Source organism: Leptospira fletcheri, assembly GCF_004769195.1.
Taxonomy (GTDB): Bacteria; Spirochaetota; Leptospiria; order Leptospirales; family Leptospiraceae; genus Leptospira_B; species Leptospira_B fletcheri.
Genome location: NZ_RQET01000001.1, coordinates 320,506 through 342,768, shown reverse-complemented (window position 1 = coordinate 342,768; position 22,263 = coordinate 320,506). Strand labels below are relative to the sequence as shown.

16 protein-coding genes are annotated in these 22,263 nt (G+C 48.0%); 12 read left to right on the top strand and 4 right to left on the bottom strand.

Features of this window, described 5'->3' with window-relative positions; genetic code table 11:
- Positions 1 to 2: 2 nt before the first annotated feature.
- Together EHO60_RS01500 and EHO60_RS01495 are read right to left on the bottom strand one after the other, a co-directional pair.
- Positions 3 to 2,738: a TonB-dependent receptor plug domain-containing protein gene (locus EHO60_RS01500; protein WP_135766386.1), complete on the bottom strand. Its 2,736-nt coding sequence runs from the start codon at positions 2,736 to 2,738 to the stop codon at positions 3 to 5.
- Positions 2,739 to 2,883: 145 nt separating this feature from the next.
- On the bottom strand, positions 2,884 to 3,996 hold the full coding sequence (locus EHO60_RS01495; protein WP_135766385.1) for a sensor histidine kinase: 1,113 nt from the start codon (positions 3,994 to 3,996) through the stop codon (positions 2,884 to 2,886).
- 273 nt (positions 3,997 to 4,269) lie between these two features.
- Here EHO60_RS01495 and EHO60_RS01490 point away from each other — a divergent pair, with 273 nt between their 5' ends.
- From EHO60_RS01490 to EHO60_RS01450, 9 genes are all read left to right on the top strand, one after another.
- Entirely contained in the window at positions 4,270 to 5,022 is a 753-nt protein-coding gene (locus tag EHO60_RS01490) for a patatin-like phospholipase domain-containing protein (RefSeq protein ID WP_210409303.1), read from the top strand.
- 32 nt (positions 5,023 to 5,054) lie between these two features.
- Positions 5,055 to 5,471 (top strand): hypothetical protein, encoded by a 417-nt coding sequence (locus tag EHO60_RS01485; protein WP_167880124.1) that lies wholly within the window; start codon positions 5,055 to 5,057, stop codon positions 5,469 to 5,471.
- A gap of 264 nt (positions 5,472 to 5,735) precedes the next feature.
- Positions 5,736 to 6,356, top strand: a complete 621-nt coding sequence (locus tag EHO60_RS01480; RefSeq protein ID WP_135766383.1) for a hypothetical protein — start codon at positions 5,736 to 5,738, stop codon at positions 6,354 to 6,356.
- Positions 6,357 to 6,476: 120 nt separating this feature from the next.
- Positions 6,477 to 8,288, top strand: a complete 1,812-nt coding sequence (locus EHO60_RS01475) for an FG-GAP-like repeat-containing protein (protein ID WP_167880123.1) — start codon at positions 6,477 to 6,479, stop codon at positions 8,286 to 8,288.
- A gap of 93 nt (positions 8,289 to 8,381) precedes the next feature.
- Complete coding sequence (locus tag EHO60_RS01470) at positions 8,382 to 10,046, top strand: ATP-binding protein (RefSeq protein ID WP_167880122.1); 1,665 nt, start codon at positions 8,382 to 8,384, stop codon at positions 10,044 to 10,046.
- 2 nt (positions 10,047 to 10,048) lie between these two features.
- Positions 10,049 to 10,681 carry a response regulator gene (locus EHO60_RS01465; protein ID WP_135766380.1) on the top strand — a complete coding sequence of 211 codons (633 nt, stop codon included), beginning with the start codon at positions 10,049 to 10,051 and terminating at the stop codon, positions 10,679 to 10,681.
- Between the two features lie 195 nt (positions 10,682 to 10,876).
- Positions 10,877 to 16,153: a HAMP domain-containing protein gene (locus tag EHO60_RS01460; protein ID WP_135766379.1), complete on the top strand. Its 5,277-nt coding sequence runs from the start codon at positions 10,877 to 10,879 to the stop codon at positions 16,151 to 16,153.
- 9 nt (positions 16,154 to 16,162) lie between these two features.
- A complete protein-coding gene (locus tag EHO60_RS01455) occupies positions 16,163 to 17,338 on the top strand; it encodes a histidine kinase dimerization/phosphoacceptor domain -containing protein (protein ID WP_135766378.1) in 1,176 nt (391 codons plus the stop codon).
- A complete protein-coding gene (locus tag EHO60_RS01450; RefSeq protein WP_135766377.1) occupies positions 17,335 to 18,096 on the top strand; it encodes an ATP-binding response regulator in 762 nt (253 codons plus the stop codon). Before EHO60_RS01455 ends, EHO60_RS01450 begins: the two co-directional genes overlap by 4 nt.
- 63 nt (positions 18,097 to 18,159) lie before the next feature.
- Here the strand turns inward: EHO60_RS01450 and EHO60_RS01445 are convergent, their stop codons facing one another.
- A complete protein-coding gene (locus EHO60_RS01445) occupies positions 18,160 to 19,209 on the bottom strand; it encodes a hypothetical protein (protein WP_135766376.1) in 1,050 nt (349 codons plus the stop codon).
- A 384-nt stretch (positions 19,210 to 19,593) separates the two neighbouring features.
- On the opposite strand from EHO60_RS01445, the gene EHO60_RS01440 reads away from it, so the two are divergent.
- Both EHO60_RS01440 and EHO60_RS01435 read left to right on the top strand, forming a co-directional pair.
- The gene (locus EHO60_RS01440) at positions 19,594 to 20,295 is read left to right on the top strand and encodes an LBL_2463 family protein (RefSeq protein WP_135766375.1); all 702 of its coding nucleotides are present in this window, start codon (positions 19,594 to 19,596) and stop codon (positions 20,293 to 20,295) included.
- Positions 20,259 to 21,185, top strand: a complete 927-nt coding sequence (locus tag EHO60_RS01435) for an LIC10906 family membrane protein (protein WP_135766374.1) — start codon at positions 20,259 to 20,261, stop codon at positions 21,183 to 21,185. Before EHO60_RS01440 ends, EHO60_RS01435 begins: the two co-directional genes overlap by 37 nt.
- Before the next feature lie 3 nt (positions 21,186 to 21,188).
- On the opposite strand, the gene EHO60_RS01430 is transcribed toward EHO60_RS01435, so the two are convergent.
- Positions 21,189 to 21,584: a hypothetical protein gene (locus EHO60_RS01430; protein ID WP_135766373.1), complete on the bottom strand. Its 396-nt coding sequence runs from the start codon at positions 21,582 to 21,584 to the stop codon at positions 21,189 to 21,191.
- Between the two features lie 239 nt (positions 21,585 to 21,823).
- On the opposite strand from EHO60_RS01430, the gene EHO60_RS01425 reads away from it, so the two are divergent.
- Complete coding sequence (locus tag EHO60_RS01425) at positions 21,824 to 22,210, top strand: hypothetical protein (RefSeq protein WP_135766372.1); 387 nt, start codon at positions 21,824 to 21,826, stop codon at positions 22,208 to 22,210.
- Positions 22,211 to 22,263 lie beyond the last annotated feature (53 nt).

Below are 22,263 nucleotides of genomic sequence, written 5' to 3'. Positions count from 1 at the left end.
GCTTAAAACGAAGCGTTAAGATCCACCAGGATCTGCCTTTGTTGGTTGGAGTAATCGAACGGAAAATTGTTTATTTTGATCAGCTTCTGCTGGTTATTGAGTAGGTTGGACGCGAATAGTCCGATGCTGATCTTTTCGGTAAGATGATACGCTATACGAACGTCCACATTCGTCCAGTTCCTCACGTAATTGGGGCGGTATTGGGGATATTGTAACCTGGAATCGGATTGCAATATCCCGGTGGTCGTATCGATGGTTCCGAAGTCCGATGCCCTACGATAGACGGTCCCTTGAAAGTGGGCTTGGATGCTTCCTTCAAACTTAGCCGTCTGGTACCGTATCCCTCCATTCGCGATATGGGAGGGTGCCCAGGTCATCTGGTTCTGGCTCGCAGAGACCGTCTTATCCAGCATTTTTTCGCTTAACCGATGCGCATAAGAGTAGTTTATAAATCCGGAAATTCGATTATAGGTGAAGTTTATCTCCGCCTCCGCACCGTTTGTCACCGCAGAGTATATGTTCGTACTTAGGTTATTGTTCTGTAGGCTATAAAAAATCTGATTCTGGAAATTTCGGATGAAGTAGTTCACTCTGAAGTTTACGTATTGATTGAGATACCAGTCGATGGCGGCTTCATAATCCCGTACGATTTCCGGCCGCAATTGCCTGGGGTTGGAAGCCAGAGAGAACGTATTCGCTCCGAACATTTCCGTGATCGAAGGTGTCCGGAAGGCTTGTCCGCCCATCAGCTTTAAATTCAGATTTCTAGTGATCGTATATACGAGGGCGGCTTTCGGGCTGGTTTTTCTAAAGACTCTTTTAGCGTGTGGAGCATAAGGAAAACCTAAAAAACCACTGTAAGGATTGTCGATTCCGAGATAGTGCTGTACGGTTTGGTCGTTCCTTACTCCGATCGTTAATTGGAGTTTATCGTAGAAGAATTTGGGCGATACCATTTGGCCGAAGACCCCGACCGTCCAGACGGGCTTATCTTTGATCCAAGCTAGCCAAGGACCCAGGTTTCCGTTCGCGTTATTCGGAAAAGGGGGGTAGCTGTCCGCCGCATCCGTGAGGTTCGCATTCGCATAGTGGCTCTTGTCTCCGGTATATAGAAATCGGGTCGTTTCCACCCCTGCCAAGATACTCCCGGCGTTTCCGAGATCGTAGGTAAGCTGAGCTCGCCCGAACATACTTTGTCCGTTCGTTTTCAGATATTCCGTGACTCCGGCGGGATAGAATCCCGCGGATCCTCCGTTGGGTTCGTAACGCGTATTCCAATCGATGCTGTGATTTTGGTACTGTAGGACGTATTCGTGAGTCAGCTTGGAACCGATTTTGTTTTTATATTTCATGGAACCGATGTCCCTGTATTCGCTCATCGGCCCGTTATAATCCGGAATCGCCCAGAGCCATCCGTGTCCCGTTTGAAAGTTCCAATACTGTCTATGGTATTGGAAGGAGAGTCCTTCCAGCGCATCCTTTCCTTCCAATTTTGTGAAGAGATAATAGTTGGATCTCGCGTCTTGAACCGCAAATTTCGCGTTCGCTCCCGTGATATCCGTTCTACCGGAGCCGTCGTAATCCTTGTAATTATTTCCGTTCGTTTGGTAGGAATTATAGCTTAGGACGTAATCGAATAATTTTCCCGTATTCCCCGTTCTGAAATCGTAGATCTGAGTTCCTCCGGTTCCGACCCTAGCTCGTGTCTGCATCTCCCCGTTTAGGTCCTTGCCAGAGATCGTGTTCAGAGAAATGATCCCGTTCATGGCATTACTTCCGTACAATGCGGAACCGGGTCCGCGAACTACCTCGACGGATTTCAGCATATTCAACGGAGTAATCTCCGAGGTATACGCGGAACCGTACAGGTTATCGTTGAATTGTACTCCGTCCACCAGCATCAAAAGGTGGTTGTTATTCCAGCCTTCGAACATTCCTCTGTAACTGACCGTTGACCGATCGTAATCCTGAGAAGGGGCATAACCGGGAAGATTCCCGAGTACGTCGTTGAGGGAGATCCTTCCGAACTGGAGCAATTCCTTGTCGGAAATCACGGAAACCAAGTCGGGAGCATCGTGAGTCCGTACTTCCGTCTTCGTGGAAGCAGTCGACACTTGCGATTGTAAAAGGTCAAAGACCTGCTCCGTGGATTTCTTTATATCCTCTTTTTGTACGGGAAAGCTGAATCTCTTACTGATCGGATTGGAAAGTACGTACTCGTTGATGTTCTCTCTCCGCTCCAACTTGTTCTTATTGATCCGGATCGATAGAACGATTTTTTGGACGAACTGTTCCAATACGCTTTCGTCGGATTGGTGCCCTTCGTCTTTCGGCAGACTGTCCTTGATTTCCTCCAGTCCTTGGACCTCGTTGTAACTGTTGTAAGCGTCGATCAAAATTCCCTTTTCGGAATTGTAAATGTGACCGTACAATACGAGTTTTCCGGTGGCCTTGTCTCTTCTATAAAACCCGGAAATATAAAGATTCCCTTTCGAAACTCTTTTTAGATTTTCTTCCGGACTGGAAGCGGGGAGAATTTCGACGGAGTACTGGAGTGACTCTAACCTGGATTTTAAACGGTCGACCGCCTTTTTGGAGATTTCCGGTTCTAATTTCGAATCGTAAGAGAGAAACTGTCCTACATAAACGTGTTCTAATATGCTTTGCGCGTTTGTAGTCGTAGAGAGGAAGAATAGATATATTACAAATAAGTACCGGCATATCTGATTCTGACCCATTCGGAAATTCCAAGCTGCAAGATCGGTTTTGCGGAGCCCGGTTTAATTAAACAATACCGACGGATTGTCAATATAAAATTTATTTACTACATGACAATCGGAGGATCGTTCTCTTTTTCTTCGGATGTGTCTTTAATAAACGAACTTAAATGACACCGACGGGAAATTCCAGGACCATCATTTTTCCGGAGTTGTCCAGAGTTTCCACCTTTCCTTTCAATTGTCTTGTCAGGATGTCGATCAAGATAGAACCAGCATGACTCGCAGCTTCCCTGTCCGCTTTTCCCAATCCTCCGACCGAGTCGATGAAAGAGATTCGCACTTTCGAATCCGTTCTTTCCCAACCTACGGTCATTTGGGAAGGTAGGTGGGGGCTTGGATCCCTATGGATCGCAGTCAGAACGATTTCGTTGAATACCAAGGACAATGGAAGCGCCAAGTCGATCGATAGATTCACTTCCTTCCATTTCGGGTAGAACAAGATCTTCTTCGGGGTTTCCGCAGTCAAACGAGACGAGATCTCCTCGAGCACTAATTCGCAATCCACCCTCAAATAATTCTCCGATTGGTAGACGAGATCATGGACTTTGGCGAGGGCGGAGATCCGGTCCTGGAATTCCACGAGATGAGAGAAAGTCTCTTCGGACACTTCGTTTTTTTGCAGTTCCACTAATCCGGAAAGTATCTGTAGGTTGTTCCGGACTCGATGATGGACTTCCTGGATCAAAAGATCCTTTTCCCGGATATAAACCTGGATCACGTGAACCGTAAGAATGGAAATAATCGCGAAGGTGGAATACATCACCAGAGTATCCGAAAAAGAGATCAGGTTGGCAAAATTCGGATGGTCGGTTAATAGAGGACGTAAAAGTAAGAGGCAGAAACAATAAACGGAAACCAAAATCGTCATTCTGATATTCGAGAGATACAGAAATACGATGATCAACGTGGAGATGGAGAAGATCACGTTCCCTTCCTTCGCTCCGAAGAACCATCCCGCGGTTACGGACACCAGACCGAAGAATAGATTCACTTTTACCGCCCAGCCGAACCTTTTTCTCAAGATCAACAGGGCGGAAATCAAGGAAGAGGAGAATATAATTACGTAGCCCGGTCTGAGACCTTTGCTCCAGTAAAGTGCGGTCGCGAAAATGCTCAGTAGAATCGTGCAAACGTTCAATACGAATATGTGTTGGGCTTTTTTGGACGTTAAATAGTCCTGATTTCTGTATATATTCGCTATTTTGGATAGAAACATGAGTCTGCCGCGGATTCAAAGCGGAATAAAACGAAAAGCAATCTAGCCCGTATCGAATTCCGTGTAAATATATTTCCTAATTCCGATTCTGTGTAAAATTTCCTATTTTGTGTCCGATCGAAAGGAATCGTCCCTTATTTTTGACGGAATGACATCGATTCTTAATTGTCAAAAAACGCGATAAAAATTGAATGTTCTACGAATTTATAATGGAAAGCGACCGGGGTTCCTGCTACGACGATCGCGGATTTTTACATTAAAAAGGGAGCCGACTTGTTTACGCCCAGGACTCGATGGAACCCAGGAAACTGGCTGAGGGCGAAGTACGATCGGAATCCTTTCATCGAGCAGATCAAGAATACGACCACCTCGGCGGGATTGCCGTTGGAATCGCTGTCGATGAAGGATGTAAAAACACATTTCATGGCTACGTCGTTTAACCTTTGTTCCAAACGGACGCATTTTTTAAAATCCTGGGAGGATTACGACGGTGGGATGAAGCTATGGGAAGTCATCTCTTGGTCGGCTCTTTCCGCGGCGTATTATTTCGGAAAAATCAACGTCCCGGATTACCAATGGACGGCCTACTTGCCCGATGGTACGAAAAAAGCGGGTAAAGGGGGAGTGTTCCAGGACGGAGGGCAGGGGGTGAACAATAATACGATTCATTTTATTTTGTCCGAAATCGCCGCCAAAAATTGGTGGAAGGAAGGAACCTTTCTTCTGTCTTTAGGAACCGGAAATCTAGACATATCCGTTCCTTACGAAACGGCTTCCAAAGAGAATTTTATGGAACAGATCGTTGACTATCCGTTCGAGGCGAGGACCGAATCCACGATCGGTCAGGTTCTTGCTGCGAAGTATATCGCCGGGGTAAACGACTCGTTCAAATTCAAACGATTCGATATTCTCTTGCAGGAAAAAGAAAACGAATTGGATAACGTGCAGTATATAGACCGGTTCGTAAATTATGGAAAAGTAATGGCAGAATCTCTAGATTCTAGATTCGTAGCGGATTACTTCTAGCGCTTTCGAGGAAACGAAGATTCGATCCCGGCTTGTATTGGCTCCAGCATCCGATGAACATTAACGGGACCGCAAGGATCGCTCAGGGGATCTACAAGTATAAGGTCGGAATCCATCGAGGACACCAGGCTCTGACTCAGTATTCCAAGGTTACCGTCAACAGGTACGAGCCTCATTCTTCCGATAAACCTTGGTTCCAATGGAAAGACGAACCGATTGCCAGTAAACAAACCGATTTCCTTGCAGTGGACATCCATGCAAAGAGTAGTACTTCCAAATTCGTGGACAAGGCAAGTGCAGGATGCACCGTCATCAATTCCACTTGGACGGATCCTCCTTGGAAGGATTTCTTTTCGACGGTGGAAGCGTATTTGGCGACTCAGCATAAACCTTATATCTGCTACTGCGTTCTCGACCAGGATACGGCGATTTCTTTGATCCAATCCTGACGACCTGGGGTAGGCGGAATCGCATCGAAAAAAAAAGAAACCAATGCGGATTTCTTCGTCAAGATTCCGGAAGTCGTTTGTTATACTATCCTGAAGAGTACGGAGGTTTTACTACTTCCGGTACCGAAGAATTACGGAGGATCTCTCTGGAAAGATCCTCGTCGGACTGTAATTTTGGCGGGCGTGTAAAAGGGATTTTTGGAAATAAATTTATTATTGATTTGTGAACGAACTGTTTGCAAATCTGTCCTTAGAGGGGTGCTTATGGGCAATGCATGGAAAAAACTGGTTTTTTTTGCTCTGCCAATTTTGGTCTGGAATTGCAATAACGCTCAAAAAATTTCCGTAGATACCTCTCAGGCAAGCGGAATGATGCTTAGCCAAGCGCTTTCTTTGATCCAGGCAGCTGCGGCTAGCGCAGGAACTGCTGCTGCGATTCCGGTGAGTACTCAATCGCTCAGCGATTCTTGGACCTGTATTCTTGCCTCTTATCCGAACTGTGAAAACGTGTATGATGTGCCGGTTACCGCGGCGGACACTCTCTCGATCGCCGTAACAGCAGTGACGGGAACTTCCGTCGTTCGATTGGCCGTGTATGCTCCTGGGGTGGCCCTAAGCGGCACGAACCTATTGAACGGAGCCACGACCGATCATACTTGCCCATCTCCTCCCACGAATGCGAACCAAAATCAATCGGTGACGATTTCTCAGGCGCTTTCTACTCTTGGAACGTACCGGATTGCGGTAGGCAGGGATTGGGGATCTAGCGCCGGCGGCAGCGGGACTTATACTCTGACCTTGACGATGACCCAAAGCAGTATGACCGCCTATACCAAAACCGCTAGTAACGTCAACTCCCAAGCCACCGGAATGTCCTGTCCTTGATGTAGACTCGTCCGGCAAAATGGGGCTCTCTGGAGAGAAACTTCGTTTCCCCTTTATTTGAATTGATCTATTTCGTTCGCAAAAAATTATTTTCCATAAGTTTATCGAATGGAAGTGCGGATGCGTCGTTTACGAGTTGTTCTTTTTCTACTCTTATTGAATTCCTGTGCGATCAAGACCACCTATAATCCCGGCATTCTATATTCGAAAGCATGGTGGGATACCTGCCTAATCAACCCGGTCTGCATCGCAACCTTGACCGGAAACGGGATACACATCTTAAATCTTCCGAAAGCGAATAACGCTCTATTGCAATCCGGTTTTTTGGTCGGAACGGCGGTGGGTTCTTTGAACAGGGTAGAGGTCAGCCTGGACGGCGGTTCGTTCTCGCCTGCCATCGGAACGAATTCTTGGCGATTCCAACTTCCTACGGGAGGATCGCTTTGGAAAAAAGGGAGTATCCATTCCATCCAAATACGGAGCGTGGACCTTTCAGGGAACATCGTCGCGAATTTGAGCCAGAGCGTACAAAAAGGAACGAATAAGGATATCAACGGAGACGGCTTTGTGGATATTCTGGCAGGGGCATCTTTGTATTCCGGAAATTTGGGACAGGTGTACGTGTTTTATGGAACCGGTACGGCCCCTTTCACCGGTTCTACCGCGGCGCAGGCAAATGTAACGATTACGGGATCCGGGGCAAATTCGTATTTCGGAAACGCTCTCGCTTTGGGAGATATTAACGGAGACGGTTATGCGGATATCATCGTAGCCGCGAACGGAATTACCGGCGGCGGTACCGGATATGTCTATATATTTCATAGTACCGGTTCGGCAGGCATCACCGCTACGAGCGTTTCCAGCGCCAACACCGCGATCGCCGGTCCTGGAGGCGCTTTATTCGGTTATTCTTTGACAATCGCGGACGTGAACGGAGACGGGTACGAGGATCTAGGCGTAGGCGCCTACGCTTATTCAGCGTCGACAGGCCAGGCATTCGTCTTTCAAAGCTCAGGTTCTTCCGGGATCGTTGCCGCAAGTTCGGCCAGCGCGAATGCTACTATTACTGGAGTCGCATCCAGCAATTTCGGCGCTTCGGTCGCTTTGGGGGATATTAACGGAGACGGTTATGCGGATCTAGCGGTGGGGGGAAATATGGTTTCGACCTCTGCCGGACAAGTATTCGTGTTTCATAGTTCCGGCGCGGGCGGTATCACCGCTACTGCAGCCGGAGGCGCCAATACTTCCATTCCGGGAGAGACTTCGTATAACGATTTCGGAATCTCGGTTAATATCGCAGATCTCAACGGGGATGGATATGGAGACTTGCAGGTCGGCGCGACACGCTATACTAACACTTATACCGGCAAAGTTTACATCTTTCACTCTTCCGGTTCCGGAGGAGTTACGGCGTCGGTGGCGACGAGTGCCAATGTTTTTCTGAACGGAGTCAATAGCGGAGATACGTTCGGCGTGTCCCTTAGTACAGGCGATGTAAACGGTGACGGTTTATTGGATCTCGCCGTGGGAGCGAACGGGGTCTCTTCTTCGACCGGAGCAGCCTACGTATTTATGGGGCAAGGTTCCGGAGGAGTCTCCACCACCGCCGCTACCGTCATTCTCGGAGAATCCGCTTCCAACACGTTCGGAAATCCCGTATTGTTGGAAGACAGAAATGCGGACGGATTTGCGGATTTATCGGTCGCCGCGAACGGTTTCTCTAGTTCTGTCGGAAAAACATACGTTTTTCTAAGCGCCGGTTTCCTCGGGTTACCTTTTTCCGGTGCAGCTTCCGCGAACTATTCCTTTATCGGAACGTCGGCTGGAGGAATGAGTTCTCTTGCCGGACTCTTTAAAAACCAGAACGAAATCTCCGACTCTTCCGGTTATTTTGCGTTCGGCGAAATTGCTCTCTTTTTCCCCTCAAATTAGAAAATAACTCCCGGTTCATTCCATTTTCGCATAAAAACGGATTGAAATCCGAATTACAAATTCGTATTATTCATGAGGATTCATGGTTTCCTCATGAAACGTTTTTCTCTTCTCTCCGAAGTCGGCAATGAATACAGACCGAACGACGAGTTCTTTGCCGAAGAACTTCTGCATAAGATTTCCCTGTTGAATCTACTACAGCAGGTCGCTACCGCTGCAAACGAGACGTCCGACCCTGAATCCTTGCTTCAATTCGCAATAGATCGGATTTGTAGGATCGCGAATTGGGAATTGGGTCGGGGATATGTATTGAATCGGAACGGAGAATTCGAACCTGTTTCAGTCTGGTATTCGAGGGAGAAGGATTTTCCGAACGACTTAAGGGCAGTTCTCGAACACGACAGAAATTCGGAATTCGAATCGATTGCAAAGAGAGCGGCAAGGGAGGGAAAACCTCTTTGGGTCGAAGATCTACGGGAAGACCCTCATTTCGCTCGGATCCTCTCCGTAGGAAAGACGAGCGTGAAGTCGGCCTATGTGATCCCGATCCGAGTCAGGAAGCGGGTGGTGGGTGTCCTAGAATTTCTGTTTTCGGCGTCGGCTCCGGAAGCCTCTCTGATCGAAGCTCTTTTTAACGTCTGCTCCCAAATCGGGCGCGTTTTCGAAAGATGCGAATCGGAAGAGTTGTTAAGGGAAGCGGAATCGCATTATAGAAAATTTGTGGAGCAGGTACATGCGATTTTCTGGGAGGGGGAAGGTAAACCTTTGCGTATCGGTTACTTGAGTCGTGAAGCGGAAGGGCTCCTGGGTTTCCGGTCCGTACGTTGGACGGGGGATGATCTTTCCTGGCTTTCCCGGCTGTACCCGGCCGATCGGAAGAAAGTCGTTCACTGCTTGGAATCCCTTTCGGAAGGGGATTCCGTCGAAATCATCTTTCGCATTCTCGCGCAGGACGGGAGGGTACTTTGGTTCCGAAATATCGTCCGAGCAGTGAAGGAAAAGGGGATTTTTCCCAAGTTGATCGGAGTGATGATCGATATCACCAAGCAAAAGTTAGGTGAAGAGGAGCTCCGCAGTTCCAGGGAGCAGTTGAGGGCATTATCCGCGCGATTACAGGATGCTAGGGAAGACGAGAGGATCAAAATTTCCAGGGAAGTCCACGACGAGCTCGGACAATTGCTTACCGCCTTAAAGATAGATCTCTCTCTTCTCCGTGCCAATCTATCGAACGACGCAAAAGAAAGCGCCCGCATTTCCCGAGAATTGAAATCCATGGACGGCATCGTCGAGGCGGCTATAGGTTCCGTTAGAAGGATCGCGACGGAACTACGGCCCTTAGTTTTAGAGGACCTCGGGTTTTTGGAAGGGATCCGTTGGTTCGGCAGGGATTTTCAGGATAGGACGGGAATTTTTTTAAGCGTCGAGAGGAAGGGAAGCGAGGAGAAGTTCGACAAGGACATTTCCGTGGCACTGTTCCGTATTTTTCAGGAAACATTGACGAACGTTGCACGCCATTCGGGAGCCTCTCGAGTAAAGGTATCGGTCGAAGGATCCGAATGCGACGTGGTATTAACGATCAGTGATAATGGAGTAGGTATCTCGGAAACGGATATAGTCAGCTCGAAATCGTTGGGGCTGATCGGGATGCGAGAGCGCGCGATCTTTTTGGGTGGGGAATTGAAGATTCGCTCCGAGCACGGCGGCGGCACTACGATTTCCGCGAAGGTTCCTTTGGAAAAAAAGGAAGGGAGGCTTTAAATATGATTTCTGTGGTTTTGGCGGACGATCACGCGTTGATCCGGGAAGGACTGAAAAAAGTCTTGGAAACCGAAAGCGATATATCCGTCGTTTTCGAAGCGGAACGAGGGCAGCAGGTTTTGGATTTTCTGGATCGTCAAAAACCGAATGTCGTGATTTTGGATATCAACCTGCCCGACATGAGCGGTCTGGATGCGATCCAATCCGTACAGGAACTTTCCCCTAACACGTTCGTTCTGGTGTTAAGCGTGTATTCAGAGGAAAGGTTCGCAGTCAGGGCCTTGAAATCAGGAGCCGCCGGATACCTTTCCAAAGCGAGCGCGGCGGAGGAATTGATCTCGGCGATCCGAAAGGTTTTTTCCGGGGAAAGATACATCAGTCAGGCGACCGCGGAAACCATCATCCGGGAAATGTCCCGGCCTCAAGACAAAATGTCGCACGAATCCCTTTCTAATCGGGAATTTCAGATCATGTTCATGCTGATTAAAGGAAAGAGCGTACGGGATATTTCGTCCGAGTTAGAGTTGAGCATCAGCACGGTTCATACGTATAGAGGTCGCATCCTTGCCAAAATGAATTTAAAATCCACTCAGGAACTGGTATTTTATGCCTTTGATCAGGGGTTGATCCAATAGTAGTTCGAATTCCTTAGTTCCGGCCAAACCGACATTCGACGTTGTGTCGTATTCGTTGCTACACAAAACGGATCATATAATATGAATTAGGCGAAGAAACGTTCTTTTTGGGCGTCGGCCCCTTTTTTTCTTTTCATTTCTCCATTAAAGGTGTTTAATAGATTCTCTCGGTTTCTTCGAATCAACGGAGATTATATGGCTAGTACGAAAACCATCGAAACAACCGGTAACGAAACTTTAAATCTGAAACAGTTATTGGAAGTCCTTTCCGCTTTAAAGCGAGGGGATCTTTCCCGTCGCATGCCTGTCGATAACGTAGGAATCGCGGGTAAGATCGCGGATTTGTTAAACGATATCATAGATCAAAACGACAGGATGGTAAAGGAATTCGAGCGAATCGGAAACGAGGTAGGACAGGAAGGAAAGATTTCTCAAAGGATCAATTCCGTTTCCGCTCGGGGATCATGGGCGGCTTGCATGAATTCCGTCAACGTTCTGATCGGCAATCTAGTTCAACCGAATACGGAAGTGACTCGAGTGATCGGCGCCGTAGCCGGCGGGGACCTTTCCCAAAACATGTCGCTTGCGATAGACGGGAAACCTCTAAAAGGGGAATTTTTGAGAACGGCAAAAATCGTGAACACGATGGTGGACCAGTTGAATTCGTTTGCATCGGAGGTGACCCGTGTTGCCCGGGAGGTGGGAACGGAAGGAAAGCTGGGAGGACAAGCGGATGTTCGTGGAGTCGCGGGGACTTGGAAGGACCTTACGGACAGTGTGAACTCCATGGCTTCCAACCTGACGGGTCAAGTGAGGGATATCGCGGAAGTGACTAAAGCGGTCGCTACGGGAGACCTTTCCAAGAAGATCACAGTGGACGTGAAGGGAGAGATCCTAGAACTCAAAAATACGATCAACACGATGGTGGACCAGTTGAATTCTCTTGCTTCGGAGGTGACCCGTGTTGCTCGAGAAGTGGGAACGGAAGGAAAGCTAGGCGGACAAGCGGATGTTCGTGGAGTCGCGGGGACTTGGAAGGATCTTACGGACAGTGTGAACTCCATGGCCGGAAACCTAACAGGTCAGGTGAGGGATATCGCGGAAGTGACCAAGGCGGTAGCACGAGGGGACTTGTCCAAGAAGATCACGGTGGACGTGAAGGGAGAAATCCTAGAACTCAAAAATACGATCAACACGATGGTGGACCAGTTGAATTCGTTTGCATCGGAGGTGACTCGTGTTGCTCGAGAGGTGGGAACGGAAGGAAAGCTGGGCGGACAAGCGGATGTTCGTGGAGTGGCGGGAACTTGGAAGGATCTCACGGACAGTGTGAATTCCATGGCTTCCAACCTGACGGGCCAGGTGAGGAACATCGCCGAGGTTACGACCGCTGTGGCGCGAGGGGACTTATCGAAGAAGATCACAGTGGACGTCAAAGGAGAGATCCTCGCTTTGAAGGACACAATCAATACGATGGTGGACCAGTTGAATTCCTTCGCATCGGAGGTGACCCGTGTTGCTCGGGAGGTGGGAACGGAAGGGGAACTCGGCGGGCAAGCGGACGTTCGCGGAGTCGCGGGGACTTGGAAGGACCTTACGGACAGTGTGAATTCCATGGCTTCCAACCTGACGGGCCAAGTGAGGAACATCGCCGAAGTAACGACTGCGGTGGCAACTGGGGACTTATCCAAGAAGATCACAGTGGACGTGAAGGGAGAGATCCTAGAGTTGAAGGATACGATCAACACGATGGTCGACCAGTTGAATTCGTTTGCATCGGAGGTGACCCGCGTTGCTCGGGAAGTGGGAACGGAAGGAAAGCTAGGTGGGCAAGCGGACGTTCGTGGAGTCGCGGGAACTTGGAAGGACCTTACGGACAGCGTGAACTTCATGGCTTCCAACCTGACGGGCCAAGTACGAAACATCGCCGAGGTTACGACTGCGGTCGCAACCGGTGACTTGTCCAAGAAGATCACAGTGGACGTGAAGGGAGAGATCCTAGAGTTGAAGGACACGATCAACACGATGGTGGACCAGTTGAATTCGTTTGCATCGGAGGTGACCCGTGTTGCCCGGGAGGTGGGAACGGAAGGAAAGCTGGGAGGACAAGCGGACGTTCGTGGAGTCGCGGGGACTTGGAAGGACCTTACGGACAGCGTGAACTTCATGGCAAACAATTTGACCACTCAGGTGCGGGGAATCGCCGAAGTGGTAACGTCCGTCGCAAACGGGGACTTAAAGAAAAAATTATATATGGAGGCCAAAGGGGAAATCGCGGAATTGTCGGATACGATCAACGACATGATCGACACTTTGGGATTGTTCGGAGACCAGGTGACCACGGTTGCCCGGGAGGTGGGAATCGAAGGAAAGTTAGGCGGTCAGGCAAGTGTTCCGGGGGCTGCCGGACTTTGGAGGGATTTGACCGACAACGTGAACCAGCTTGCAAGTAACTTGACCACTCAGGTGCGTGCGATCGCGGAAGTGGCCACAGGGGTAACGAAAGGGGATTTGTCCAGATCGGTAACGGTCAAGGCCGCCGGAGAAGTTGCGGCTCTATCGGATAACATCAACGAGATGATCCGAAACCTAAGGGAGACGACCAGGATCAATACGGAGCAGGACTGGTTGAAGACGAACTTAGCGAAATTTACGCAGTTATTGCAAGGCCAAAGAAATTTAGTGAACGTAAGTAAGTTGATTCTATCCGAATTGGCTCCGCTGGTTTCCGTGCAACACGGAGCCTTCTTCATTACGGAAACGATGGAAAGCGAGTATTCCTTGAAATTGCTGGCTAGTTACGCGTACCAGGAAAGGAAATACGTGTCCAATCGATTCAAACCGGGAGAGGGATTGGTCGGCCAATGTTTTCTGGAAAAGGAAAGGATCCTATTGACCCAGGTCCCCGCCGATTATATCAAAGTCAGCTCCGCTTTGGGGGAATCTTCCCCGCTGAACATCGTAGTTCTGCCGGTATTGTTCGAAGGAGAAGTAAAGGCGATCATCGAGTTGGCTTCTTTCCAAAGTTTTACTCCGATTCACTTGAGTTTTTTGGACCAGCTTACGGAGAGTATCGGGATCGTATTAAACACGATCGCGGCGAGTATGAGAACCGAGGAACTGCTCATTCAGTCTCAAACTTTGACCGAGGAATTGCAGGGACGTCAACAGGAATTGACCAACACGAATGCCCGATTGGAGGACCAGGCAAAATCCCTGAAGGCTTCGGAAGATCTTTTAAAAGAACAAAGGGAAAAACTCCAGGAGAAAAACGAGGAATTGGAGGAGAAAGCCAGACTTCTCGCGAATCAAAACGACGAAGTGGAGCAAAAGAACAGCGAGGTGGAGCAAGCCCGTTTCTCCTTGGAAGAAAAAGCCAGGCAGTTGGCGCTGACTTCCCGGTACAAATCCGAATTTTTGGCGAACATGTCCCACGAGCTTAGGACTCCTTTGAATAACATACTCATCCTGTCCAAATTGCTTTCCGACAACGAGTCGGAGAGTCTGTCCACAAAACAGATCGAATTTGCCCGTACGATCAATGCTTCGGGAAACGATTTGTTACAGCTCATCAACGATATTCTGGACCTTTCTAAGATAGAGTCCGGTAAGATGAGCGTGGATTTGGATACCGTTTCCTTTATGGGATTGGCGGACTATCTCGAGCGTTCTTTCCGGGAAACCGCGAAGAATCGCGGTTTGGAATTTCAGGTGGATCTGAATTCCGAATTACCCAACGGAATGATTACGGACTTGCATAAGCTGCAACAAATCTTAAGGAATTTGCTCTCGAACGCCTTCAAGTTCACTCCTAAAGGAAGCGTAACTCTTCGAATCTTTCCTTCCAAAGTGGGAAGAAAATTCTCCTACGTCCATACGGCGGAGACCAGGATCGCTTTTTCCGTGATCGATACCGGGATAGGAATCCCGGCGGAAAAACAGAGCGTCATATTCGAAGCATTCCGCCAAGCGGATGGAAGCACTAGCCGGAAATACGGAGGTACCGGGTTGGGACTTTCCATCAGCAAGGAAATCACGAAGCTCCTTGGAGGAGAGCTGAAATTGACCAGTCAAGCCGGAGTCGGAAGTACATTTACCCTTTATCTTCCGGTAGAATACTTCCCATCCGACGAAGGGTTTAACGAATCCGAATATCTGAAGCCGGAAGACGTCTGGGCTCGGCATGGAAGAGTCGGAGAAAAGGATAAAAAGGGAATTTCCGACGGCTTTTCCAACACGATTCCTTCGGCCAAGGCGAGTTCTGCGGGAATATCCGTCCTTTCGGAGGAGAAATCCCTTGTGGAAACGGATTCAGAAATTCTGATTTTCTGCGATAAGGAATCCAGTGCGAGTCTACTCTTCGAATCCGTTTCCGAGAGAGGTTGGAAAGCGATCGTTTGCCCGGACTGGGAAAGCGGTCGCGATCTGTTGCGTTCTCCCTCGATCTGCGGGATTTTTTTGGATCTACAAAGCGGAGAGCTGGACAACTGGATCGTTTTGGACGCGTTGAAACAAAGGAGCGAATCCAGAAGAATTCCCGTGTGCGTAGTATCCAATCAATCCGATCGTTGGAAAGGATATAGAATGGGCGCTTTCGTGCAAATCGGAGAACCGCCGGATCCGACTTCCATCGTCGAGGTACTGGACAAGATCAGAAATTATTCCGCAAAAAAATCGAAGACGGTCGTTTTTACCGGAAGGAACGAAATTTTAGAAGAATGCAGGACTACCTTGGAATCGAGAGGTGTTACCGTAAAATTCGCCGACAATCTCGAGGATGCGATTCGAACGGGCAGAAGGGAGGATCTAGATTGCCTGGTCGTTCTGTCCGATTTGCTCGACGAAGAATCGAATTCGATCCGCACGATCTGGGAGTCCGAAATCAAGCCTGTGCCAGTAGTTTTGTACAAAAACGGGAATGCGGATCTAGAAAAGAGGGATTTGATTCGGAATCTGAAGAGTCAAACGGCTTTGGTCGAGGTGGAGAGCAGAGGACAGTTGAATAACGCTCTACACGTATTTTTGCATCTCTCTTCCTCCGAACCTTCGGAATTAGAAGGAATGGAAGACTCGCATAAAAGGGAGAATTTAAAAGATATTTTAGAAAATCATAAAGTTTTGATAGTTGACGACGACGTACGTAATATTTTCGCTTTGACAAGCATGTTGGAGCAAAGTAAGATGAGAATCGTATATGCGGAAAGCGCTAAGAACGGAATCGACATTTTACAGAGGATGAACGACGTAGAGATCGTTCTTATGGACGTCATGATGCCGGATATGGACGGATATGAGGCGATCCGAACGATCCGTTCTCTATCTACTTTCCGGAATTTGCCCATTTTTGCACTCACTGCAAAGGCGATGAAAGGAGATCGAGAAAAGTGTATGGAAGCGGGGGCGACGTACTACGTCACGAAACCGGTGGATGTAAACGGACTATTATCCCTTCTCAGGGTTTGTTTTACGTAGGCGTTTTTTATGGATTCGAATCACAAGGTAGATATCCTGGTGGTGGACGATAATCCCGAAAATCTCAGGATCTTAGAACACATTTTCGCAAATCTTGAAGTAAGGATCGTGAAGGCTCAGTCCGGAGTCGAGGCGTTGAAGGCGCTATTGGAACCGGACGATTTTGCTCTGATCTTTATGGATGTGCGTATGCCCGGACTGGACGGTTTCGAAGTGGCTTCTTTGATCCGACAGAGGGAGAAATGCGCGCATATTCCGATCATCTTTTTGACCGCCTACGGAGGCAGTGAGACGGGAATGTTCAAAGGATATTCCTTAGGAGCGGTGGATTTTTTGGTCAAACCGATCGCGCCGGAAATCCTAAGATCCAAAGTTTCCGTATTCGTGGAATTATATAAGAAAAATAAAATGCTAGCCTATCAGGAGGAGATGCTGAGGCAGAGCCGGGACCAACTGGAACTCAGAGTCAAGGAAAGGACGAGGGAACTTCATCGGGTAAACGAGGAATTGGTCAAGGAAATTGCGGAGCGTACGAGAGCCGAGAGCGCTCTGAAAGTATCCCTACGAGAAAAGGAGATACTATTGCGGGAAATCCATCATAGGGTAAAAAATAATCTGCAAGTAGTTTCCAGCATTTTGAGTCTGCAAGGGAATTATATTACGGATCGGAAATCCTACGAGATTTTCGAGGACTCCCAGTTCAGAATCAGATCCATCGCGCTCATCCACGAACTGCTTTATCAAAACGAGGATCTGGCAAGGATGAATTTCCGCCAGTATTTGAATAACCTGGTCTCCAATCTGCTCCGCACGTATCGGATCGATTCCAGAATCTCGTTCGAGATCGACGCGGATCAAGTGTTTTTAAGTCTGGATTCCGCCATCCATTGCGGGTTGATCGTCACGGAACTCGTTACGAATTCCTTAAAATACGGATTTAAGGAACAAGATTCCGGTAAAGTGTCCATTCAAATGAAAGCGTTGGAAAACGAATCTTATATAATGACCGTAGCCGACGACGGAGTCGGTTTTCCCCAGGATGTAGATTTCAAAAAAACGGATTCGCTCGGACTGCAGCTCGTGAACGCTCTTGCTGAGCAGATAGAAGGCACTTTGACTTTGGATCGGGAAGGCGGAACCAAATTCAGATTGGAATTCAGGGACAAAGGGAAAGCCGTAGAATGAAAAAGTGGCCGCAGATTCTGATCGTCGAAGACGAGAATATCGTCGCAAGAGATCTAAAGCATAGGCTCATGAATATCGGATACAAACCTCCGATTATCGCCACGAAAGGAGCGGAAGCCGTACGGATCGCGAAGGAGGTTCGACCGGACATCATGATTTTCGATATCATGCTGTCCAACAGCGTCATCGACGGGATCGAAGCCGCTGCGGAAATCCGTTCCGAGATCGACGTTCCGTTAATCTATCTTACCGCCTACGCTGACGATTATTCCGTGATTCGGTCCAAGGCGACGGAACCTTACGGATATATTCTGAAACCGTTTCAGACTAGGGAATTGCATATCGCCATAGAGATGGCTCTTTACAAACATTCCATGGACCAGGAGTTAAAGCGGCAGCAAAGTATGTTATCTTCCATTCTGGACAGTATTCCGGAAGGACTCATCGCCACGGATCTAGAGGGAAACGTAACGTTTATGAATCCGTATTCGGAAAAACTGACCGGTTGGACGAGTTTGGAAGGGAAAGGGAGAAACGTCCGGGAACTTTTTCAACTGGTATCGACCGTGGAAAAGGATATCAGTCTGGATCCGATTTCCTCACTTTTATCCGGTAACGGCTCGCGTATCTATTTCAAAAACGTGATTCTTGTAAATAGACAGGGAAAGAGAAAATGGGTGGATTGCGTCACGAAGACGATTCTGCAGGAAAATAAAATTTCCGGGATCTTATTTCTTTTTCAAAGCATGACGGATTGATTTTTCTTTTTTGGAAAGGGAGGTCCGCGAGAAAAAAGGAATTCTCGCAGACCTAAGAAGATCTTAATTCATGCTACATCCGCGTACGCTGACCGTTCCGGATTCGCTCTTGTCACCGCTTGAAGCAGTGGTCGGGGTATACGTATATGTCGCCACTCCGTTGTTAAACGAAACGGTGCCCGAACCGTTTCTGTTCCCGCTGACCGTAAAGCTGATCGAACCGCTGGTCGGTTGGCAGGTGGTGTACGAATAAACCACGCTGGAATACGTGAGCGAGACGGTAAAGTTCGCCAAATTGTGTTTGATCGTTTGGACGCCGGAATTGACCGTTCTCGTTCCTCCGGCTTTGTTGAACGTCAAATTCAGAGGAGTAGGTGTGGTCACCGTATGGGAGAAAATCACCTTTCCGAAAATCGTTCCGGATCTGGTAATATTGGTATTGATCGTATAGGCAGTCGCGCTCGAAAACGTAAGCACATGTGCCACGTTGATTTGGGGGTTTACAATTCCCGTTCCGAGAGAATTCGTACTTGCGGATTCGGTTAAGGATGCTCCCAATGCGGAGTCCGAGAGAGTGACGGAAGAGGCGACGTTCAATACCGTACCGCTTTGGACAGGAGTTGCGGTCGCGGCGAGTCCGGTCCAATCGTTTTCCAAGGTTCCGTTCATGCTGATGCCGGGGCCGAAAGCGCAATTGGAGTATGTCCATACCACGTTGACCGTTGCCGCAGTGGTCAAATCGGAGCTTTGCGGAGTACGTGTCGCAGTTCCGCCTTTCGGACAATTCAGCGTGTATACCGTCGCTTCCAAGGGACTGGAGAACAATCTCGCCAAGTAGGACGAATAATCCTTCTTGTTTTGCGCCACGGCCTGTACTGGGCCGATCGGGGAAAATAAAGCTACTCCGGTCCCGCTTCCGTCCGTAGATCCGGATGTGGCATTGGTGACCGAATTCATACCGGTGCCGACCGCATTTCCGATCTGGCTTTGTTCCGCGATCATGGCCAAAAGCGTTCCGGCGTTGTTGCTGCTACCGGTGGATTTATGGCATCCGATTCCTGCAACGACCGAGAGGGCCACTGCGAGAATGGAATTGAATAAGGTTCTGCTCATTCTAGTTTTCCTTCCAGAAATTAGTGTGATGTATCATAGATTAAGACGGATAAAAATGGGATCCAAATTTATCTGGGACGGATTTTCTTTGCAATTTTTTTCCAATAAAAAGTTCGAATCAAGAAAAGTCGTGAAACATAGATTGTTAACCGATCCTTCGTATTGAAACGAATGGGGATTCCGAACAACCGAGAACCCGTTCGGATCGGGAAGTGAAAACGTCATAATTCCCCGTTAGGGCGGTTTCCTAGGCGCGGAATTTCCCGCTTTTCGAGCAGAGGAATTTCGTCCCGCACCGATCCGGAAACCAAATCTTACTCTTTTCAAACCGACATGCTCCTGCCATAATTGCACTGGGGTTTAATATCCCTTTTGGAGGAAAATATGTTTATATCGCAAGAAATAGAAAGAGAAGAATCTCCAGCCGGGGTTTCGATGTATTGGAAAAACGAATCCCTGGAATGTTGGAAAGTGAATGCCTGGTCAGGCGCACCTTTGATTTCGAGAATTAAGGAATTTTTAAAGAAGGCAAACGAAGAAGTGGGCAACCAGGATTCGGAATGGCGCACGTTCGATCTAGATCCTTGGTCCGTCTGGTTCGCGATGATGAAGGGGGAAGAAATTTTTTCCGTTATGCGAGTCGTCGAAAAGCGCCCCAATAATCTGATTCCTCTAGAGATCGGAGTCATCCACGGATCCGAACCTCGTAGATACGCAGTGCTGGATAGAAACGTTGCCGACTGGAATTCCGTCGCTTTTTTAAGAACACCTAGAGGATCGTATGCGGCTTTTCTGAATTGCGGATGCGTCGCCGATTATTGCGTTAAGCGCAATTATTCCAGGGTTTTCGGAATGTACAGTCCTTTTCGCAAAGGGATCGAGAGAGTGTATCTTGCATCCGGTGCGATACATTGTGTCGAATACCCGGGACCGATTTACTTTCCGAATTTTCTTTGCAACGGGGAATTAGTACTATTTAAAACGATAGAAATTCCTAAAAAAAGTTTGCTTGAAATTGCCTCTTTTATTAATTTAAATAAGGCTCAAGCATGTCAATTATTGCATCGGATAATGTCGTCGCATTGAATTTGTGTGCGGCCCTTTTCTTCGTAGCTTTCGGAGCTTTGATTCTGATTCCGACTCCGAGGAGGGCCGTGCAGATCCAGTTCGGAATGATGACTACGTTTATGGGGTTTTGGTTCTCCTCCTTTATCCTGAGAGAAGTGGTTCCTTATTCCTGGTTGAATGCGCTTATCAATTTGGGATTAGCCGCAAGTATACCCGCGCCTTTTTTGATCTATCTCATTTCCCTATCCTATAACTCGAAGTCCTATAAGCCGAATTGGAAGTGGCTGGCACCTCATCTCGTTCTGATTTCTTTTTTTCTGGAAGAAAGTCTGAGATTGAACGTGCTGACTTTAATATCCAACCCGGGGGAATCAGTAAGGTTTACCGGTACTTTTGTGTATCCAGGCATTCTGTTGCATTCTCTGTTATTATTCGTGATTGCTATTTACAAATTCGGAAGGAACGCGATTCATTCTCGGGGAAAGACGAGAGCGAGTTCCGTTCTTCTCCTACTCGGCCTTCTCCCTCCCATTCTTGCCGTAGGTTGGTACATCTGGATCAATCCGACTCGTTACGGGATTTTTTCGGGGGAACAGGCTGCGATCGGCTCCATCTTAGGGATCTTCATTTGGACCGTAGCGATCGTAAATTGCAACGCTTTCAAGCTGAGAACTTTTTCCGTATACGAGCCGGAATTACCTCATTTCGTCCGCTTGACCAAGCCGATTTACGGTTTCTTTTACAAATTGACCGATCCTGCGGATTACGAAGTGCAGGATCATGCGAGAAAGAGACGCTTAACGATGAGTATGATCGCTCACGATTATCGTTTGGGAGAGGCGATGGATTTGCCTTACCGGGAGCGCGCCGATATCCTTGTGAAGATCTTCGGCAAACATTTCAAATAGATCTTATTGGTTGGTCGGTTTGATCAGGCTTTTGATTGCCCGGTGGATGGTCTCCAAGTCGTTCGATGAAAGTTGCATGAGGTCTTCGACCACCTCGATGATCCCTTCCTTTGCGTTGATTTTTTGAATCAACCTTCTGTCAGAATCTTTTTGATGCAGCGCTTTTATCGGATTGTTCAAAACGTCGGCTTTTTCTATACCGACTCCGCTTAACAACCATTCCTTACTGTATCCGTGAACCAGTTCGATTACGAGGGCAGTTGCCTCCGGAATCGTCCGCTTACCGGCAGCATACGCACCGATCAGTTGTCTGGATTTACGAATCGTTCTTCCGAATTCTTCCTGAGTACCGTCGAAATTGTTTAAAATATACTGAAATCGTTCCGCGGGAGTCTTCAAAACTTTTTTATCTACTGAACCTTTTTATTATTGAAAAACGCTACAATGTAGCCGAAAGTTTTCAGGACGTATCCGGTGTGGTCTTCTTTTACGAATGCAGAATCCCGCACAGAGGCAGTATAGCCACGGCTTATATTTTAAGATTTGCTAAATAGGTCAAGCGGTTCGTTCCGTCCTCGTAGGACTTTTCGATCTCGGTTTTGAACCCGCCTTACGTTTCTGATTTTTATTAAACGAACATGAGCGCTCCTAATTGGTTTAACCTTCGCTATTTCGAGCAGACGACAGGGGAGTCCTATCGTTTGAGAGGATTGCGGAAGTCTTTGGTCATGAAGGAAAAAAATTCCCAATTCTCCGAATCGCTTAAGATTTCCAGATCGATAAAGAACGTGATTTTTATCTGGAAACTCCTCGTCAAAGTCAAAGTTCAAAAAACGGAAACGCTCCGCCTTCGGAATAGAACGAAAGAACTCGTCTCCGAAACCGGACTTTTGAAATCGGAAGTACGCGCACTAAAGTGGGAACTCGCAAACGCAAAATCGGAATTAGCATTGGCTCGGAATTCCCTCTCCTTCTATAAAGAGATAAGATCCATGGCAGTAGAAAGTTCTCCGGACCAAATCTGAACAAAGATTTATTCTGGCTTTTGTTTTCGGTCTTTTGTATCACGGATCGGTTC

What these genes read in the sequence shown, in the direction of transcription:
- EHO60_RS01480 (WP_135766383.1), top strand. Translation starts at nt 5,736, where the DNA reads ATGGGCAATGCATGGAAAAAACTGGTTTTTTTTGCTCTGCCAATTTTG.
- EHO60_RS01455 (WP_135766378.1), top strand. Translation starts at nt 16,163, where the DNA reads ATGGATTCGAATCACAAGGTAGATATCCTGGTGGTGGACGATAATCCC.
- EHO60_RS01475 (WP_167880123.1), top strand. Translation starts at nt 6,477, where the DNA reads ATGCGTCGTTTACGAGTTGTTCTTTTTCTACTCTTATTGAATTCCTGT.
- EHO60_RS01450 (WP_135766377.1), top strand. Translation starts at nt 17,335, where the DNA reads ATGAAAAAGTGGCCGCAGATTCTGATCGTCGAAGACGAGAATATCGTC.
- EHO60_RS01460 (WP_135766379.1), top strand. Translation starts at nt 10,877, where the DNA reads ATGGCTAGTACGAAAACCATCGAAACAACCGGTAACGAAACTTTAAAT.
- EHO60_RS01500 (WP_135766386.1), bottom strand. Translation starts at nt 2,738, where the DNA reads ATGGGTCAGAATCAGATATGCCGGTACTTATTTGTAATATATCTATTC.
- EHO60_RS01495 (WP_135766385.1), bottom strand. Translation starts at nt 3,996, where the DNA reads ATGTTTCTATCCAAAATAGCGAATATATACAGAAATCAGGACTATTTA.
- EHO60_RS01470 (WP_167880122.1), top strand. Translation starts at nt 8,382, where the DNA reads ATGAAACGTTTTTCTCTTCTCTCCGAAGTCGGCAATGAATACAGACCG.
- EHO60_RS01465 (WP_135766380.1), top strand. Translation starts at nt 10,049, where the DNA reads ATGATTTCTGTGGTTTTGGCGGACGATCACGCGTTGATCCGGGAAGGA.
- EHO60_RS01445 (WP_135766376.1), bottom strand. Translation starts at nt 19,209, where the DNA reads ATGAGCAGAACCTTATTCAATTCCATTCTCGCAGTGGCCCTCTCGGTC.
- EHO60_RS01435 (WP_135766374.1), top strand. Translation starts at nt 20,259, where the DNA reads ATGTCAATTATTGCATCGGATAATGTCGTCGCATTGAATTTGTGTGCG.
- EHO60_RS01440 (WP_135766375.1), top strand. Translation starts at nt 19,594, where the DNA reads ATGTTTATATCGCAAGAAATAGAAAGAGAAGAATCTCCAGCCGGGGTT.
- EHO60_RS01425 (WP_135766372.1), top strand. Translation starts at nt 21,824, where the DNA reads ATGAGCGCTCCTAATTGGTTTAACCTTCGCTATTTCGAGCAGACGACA.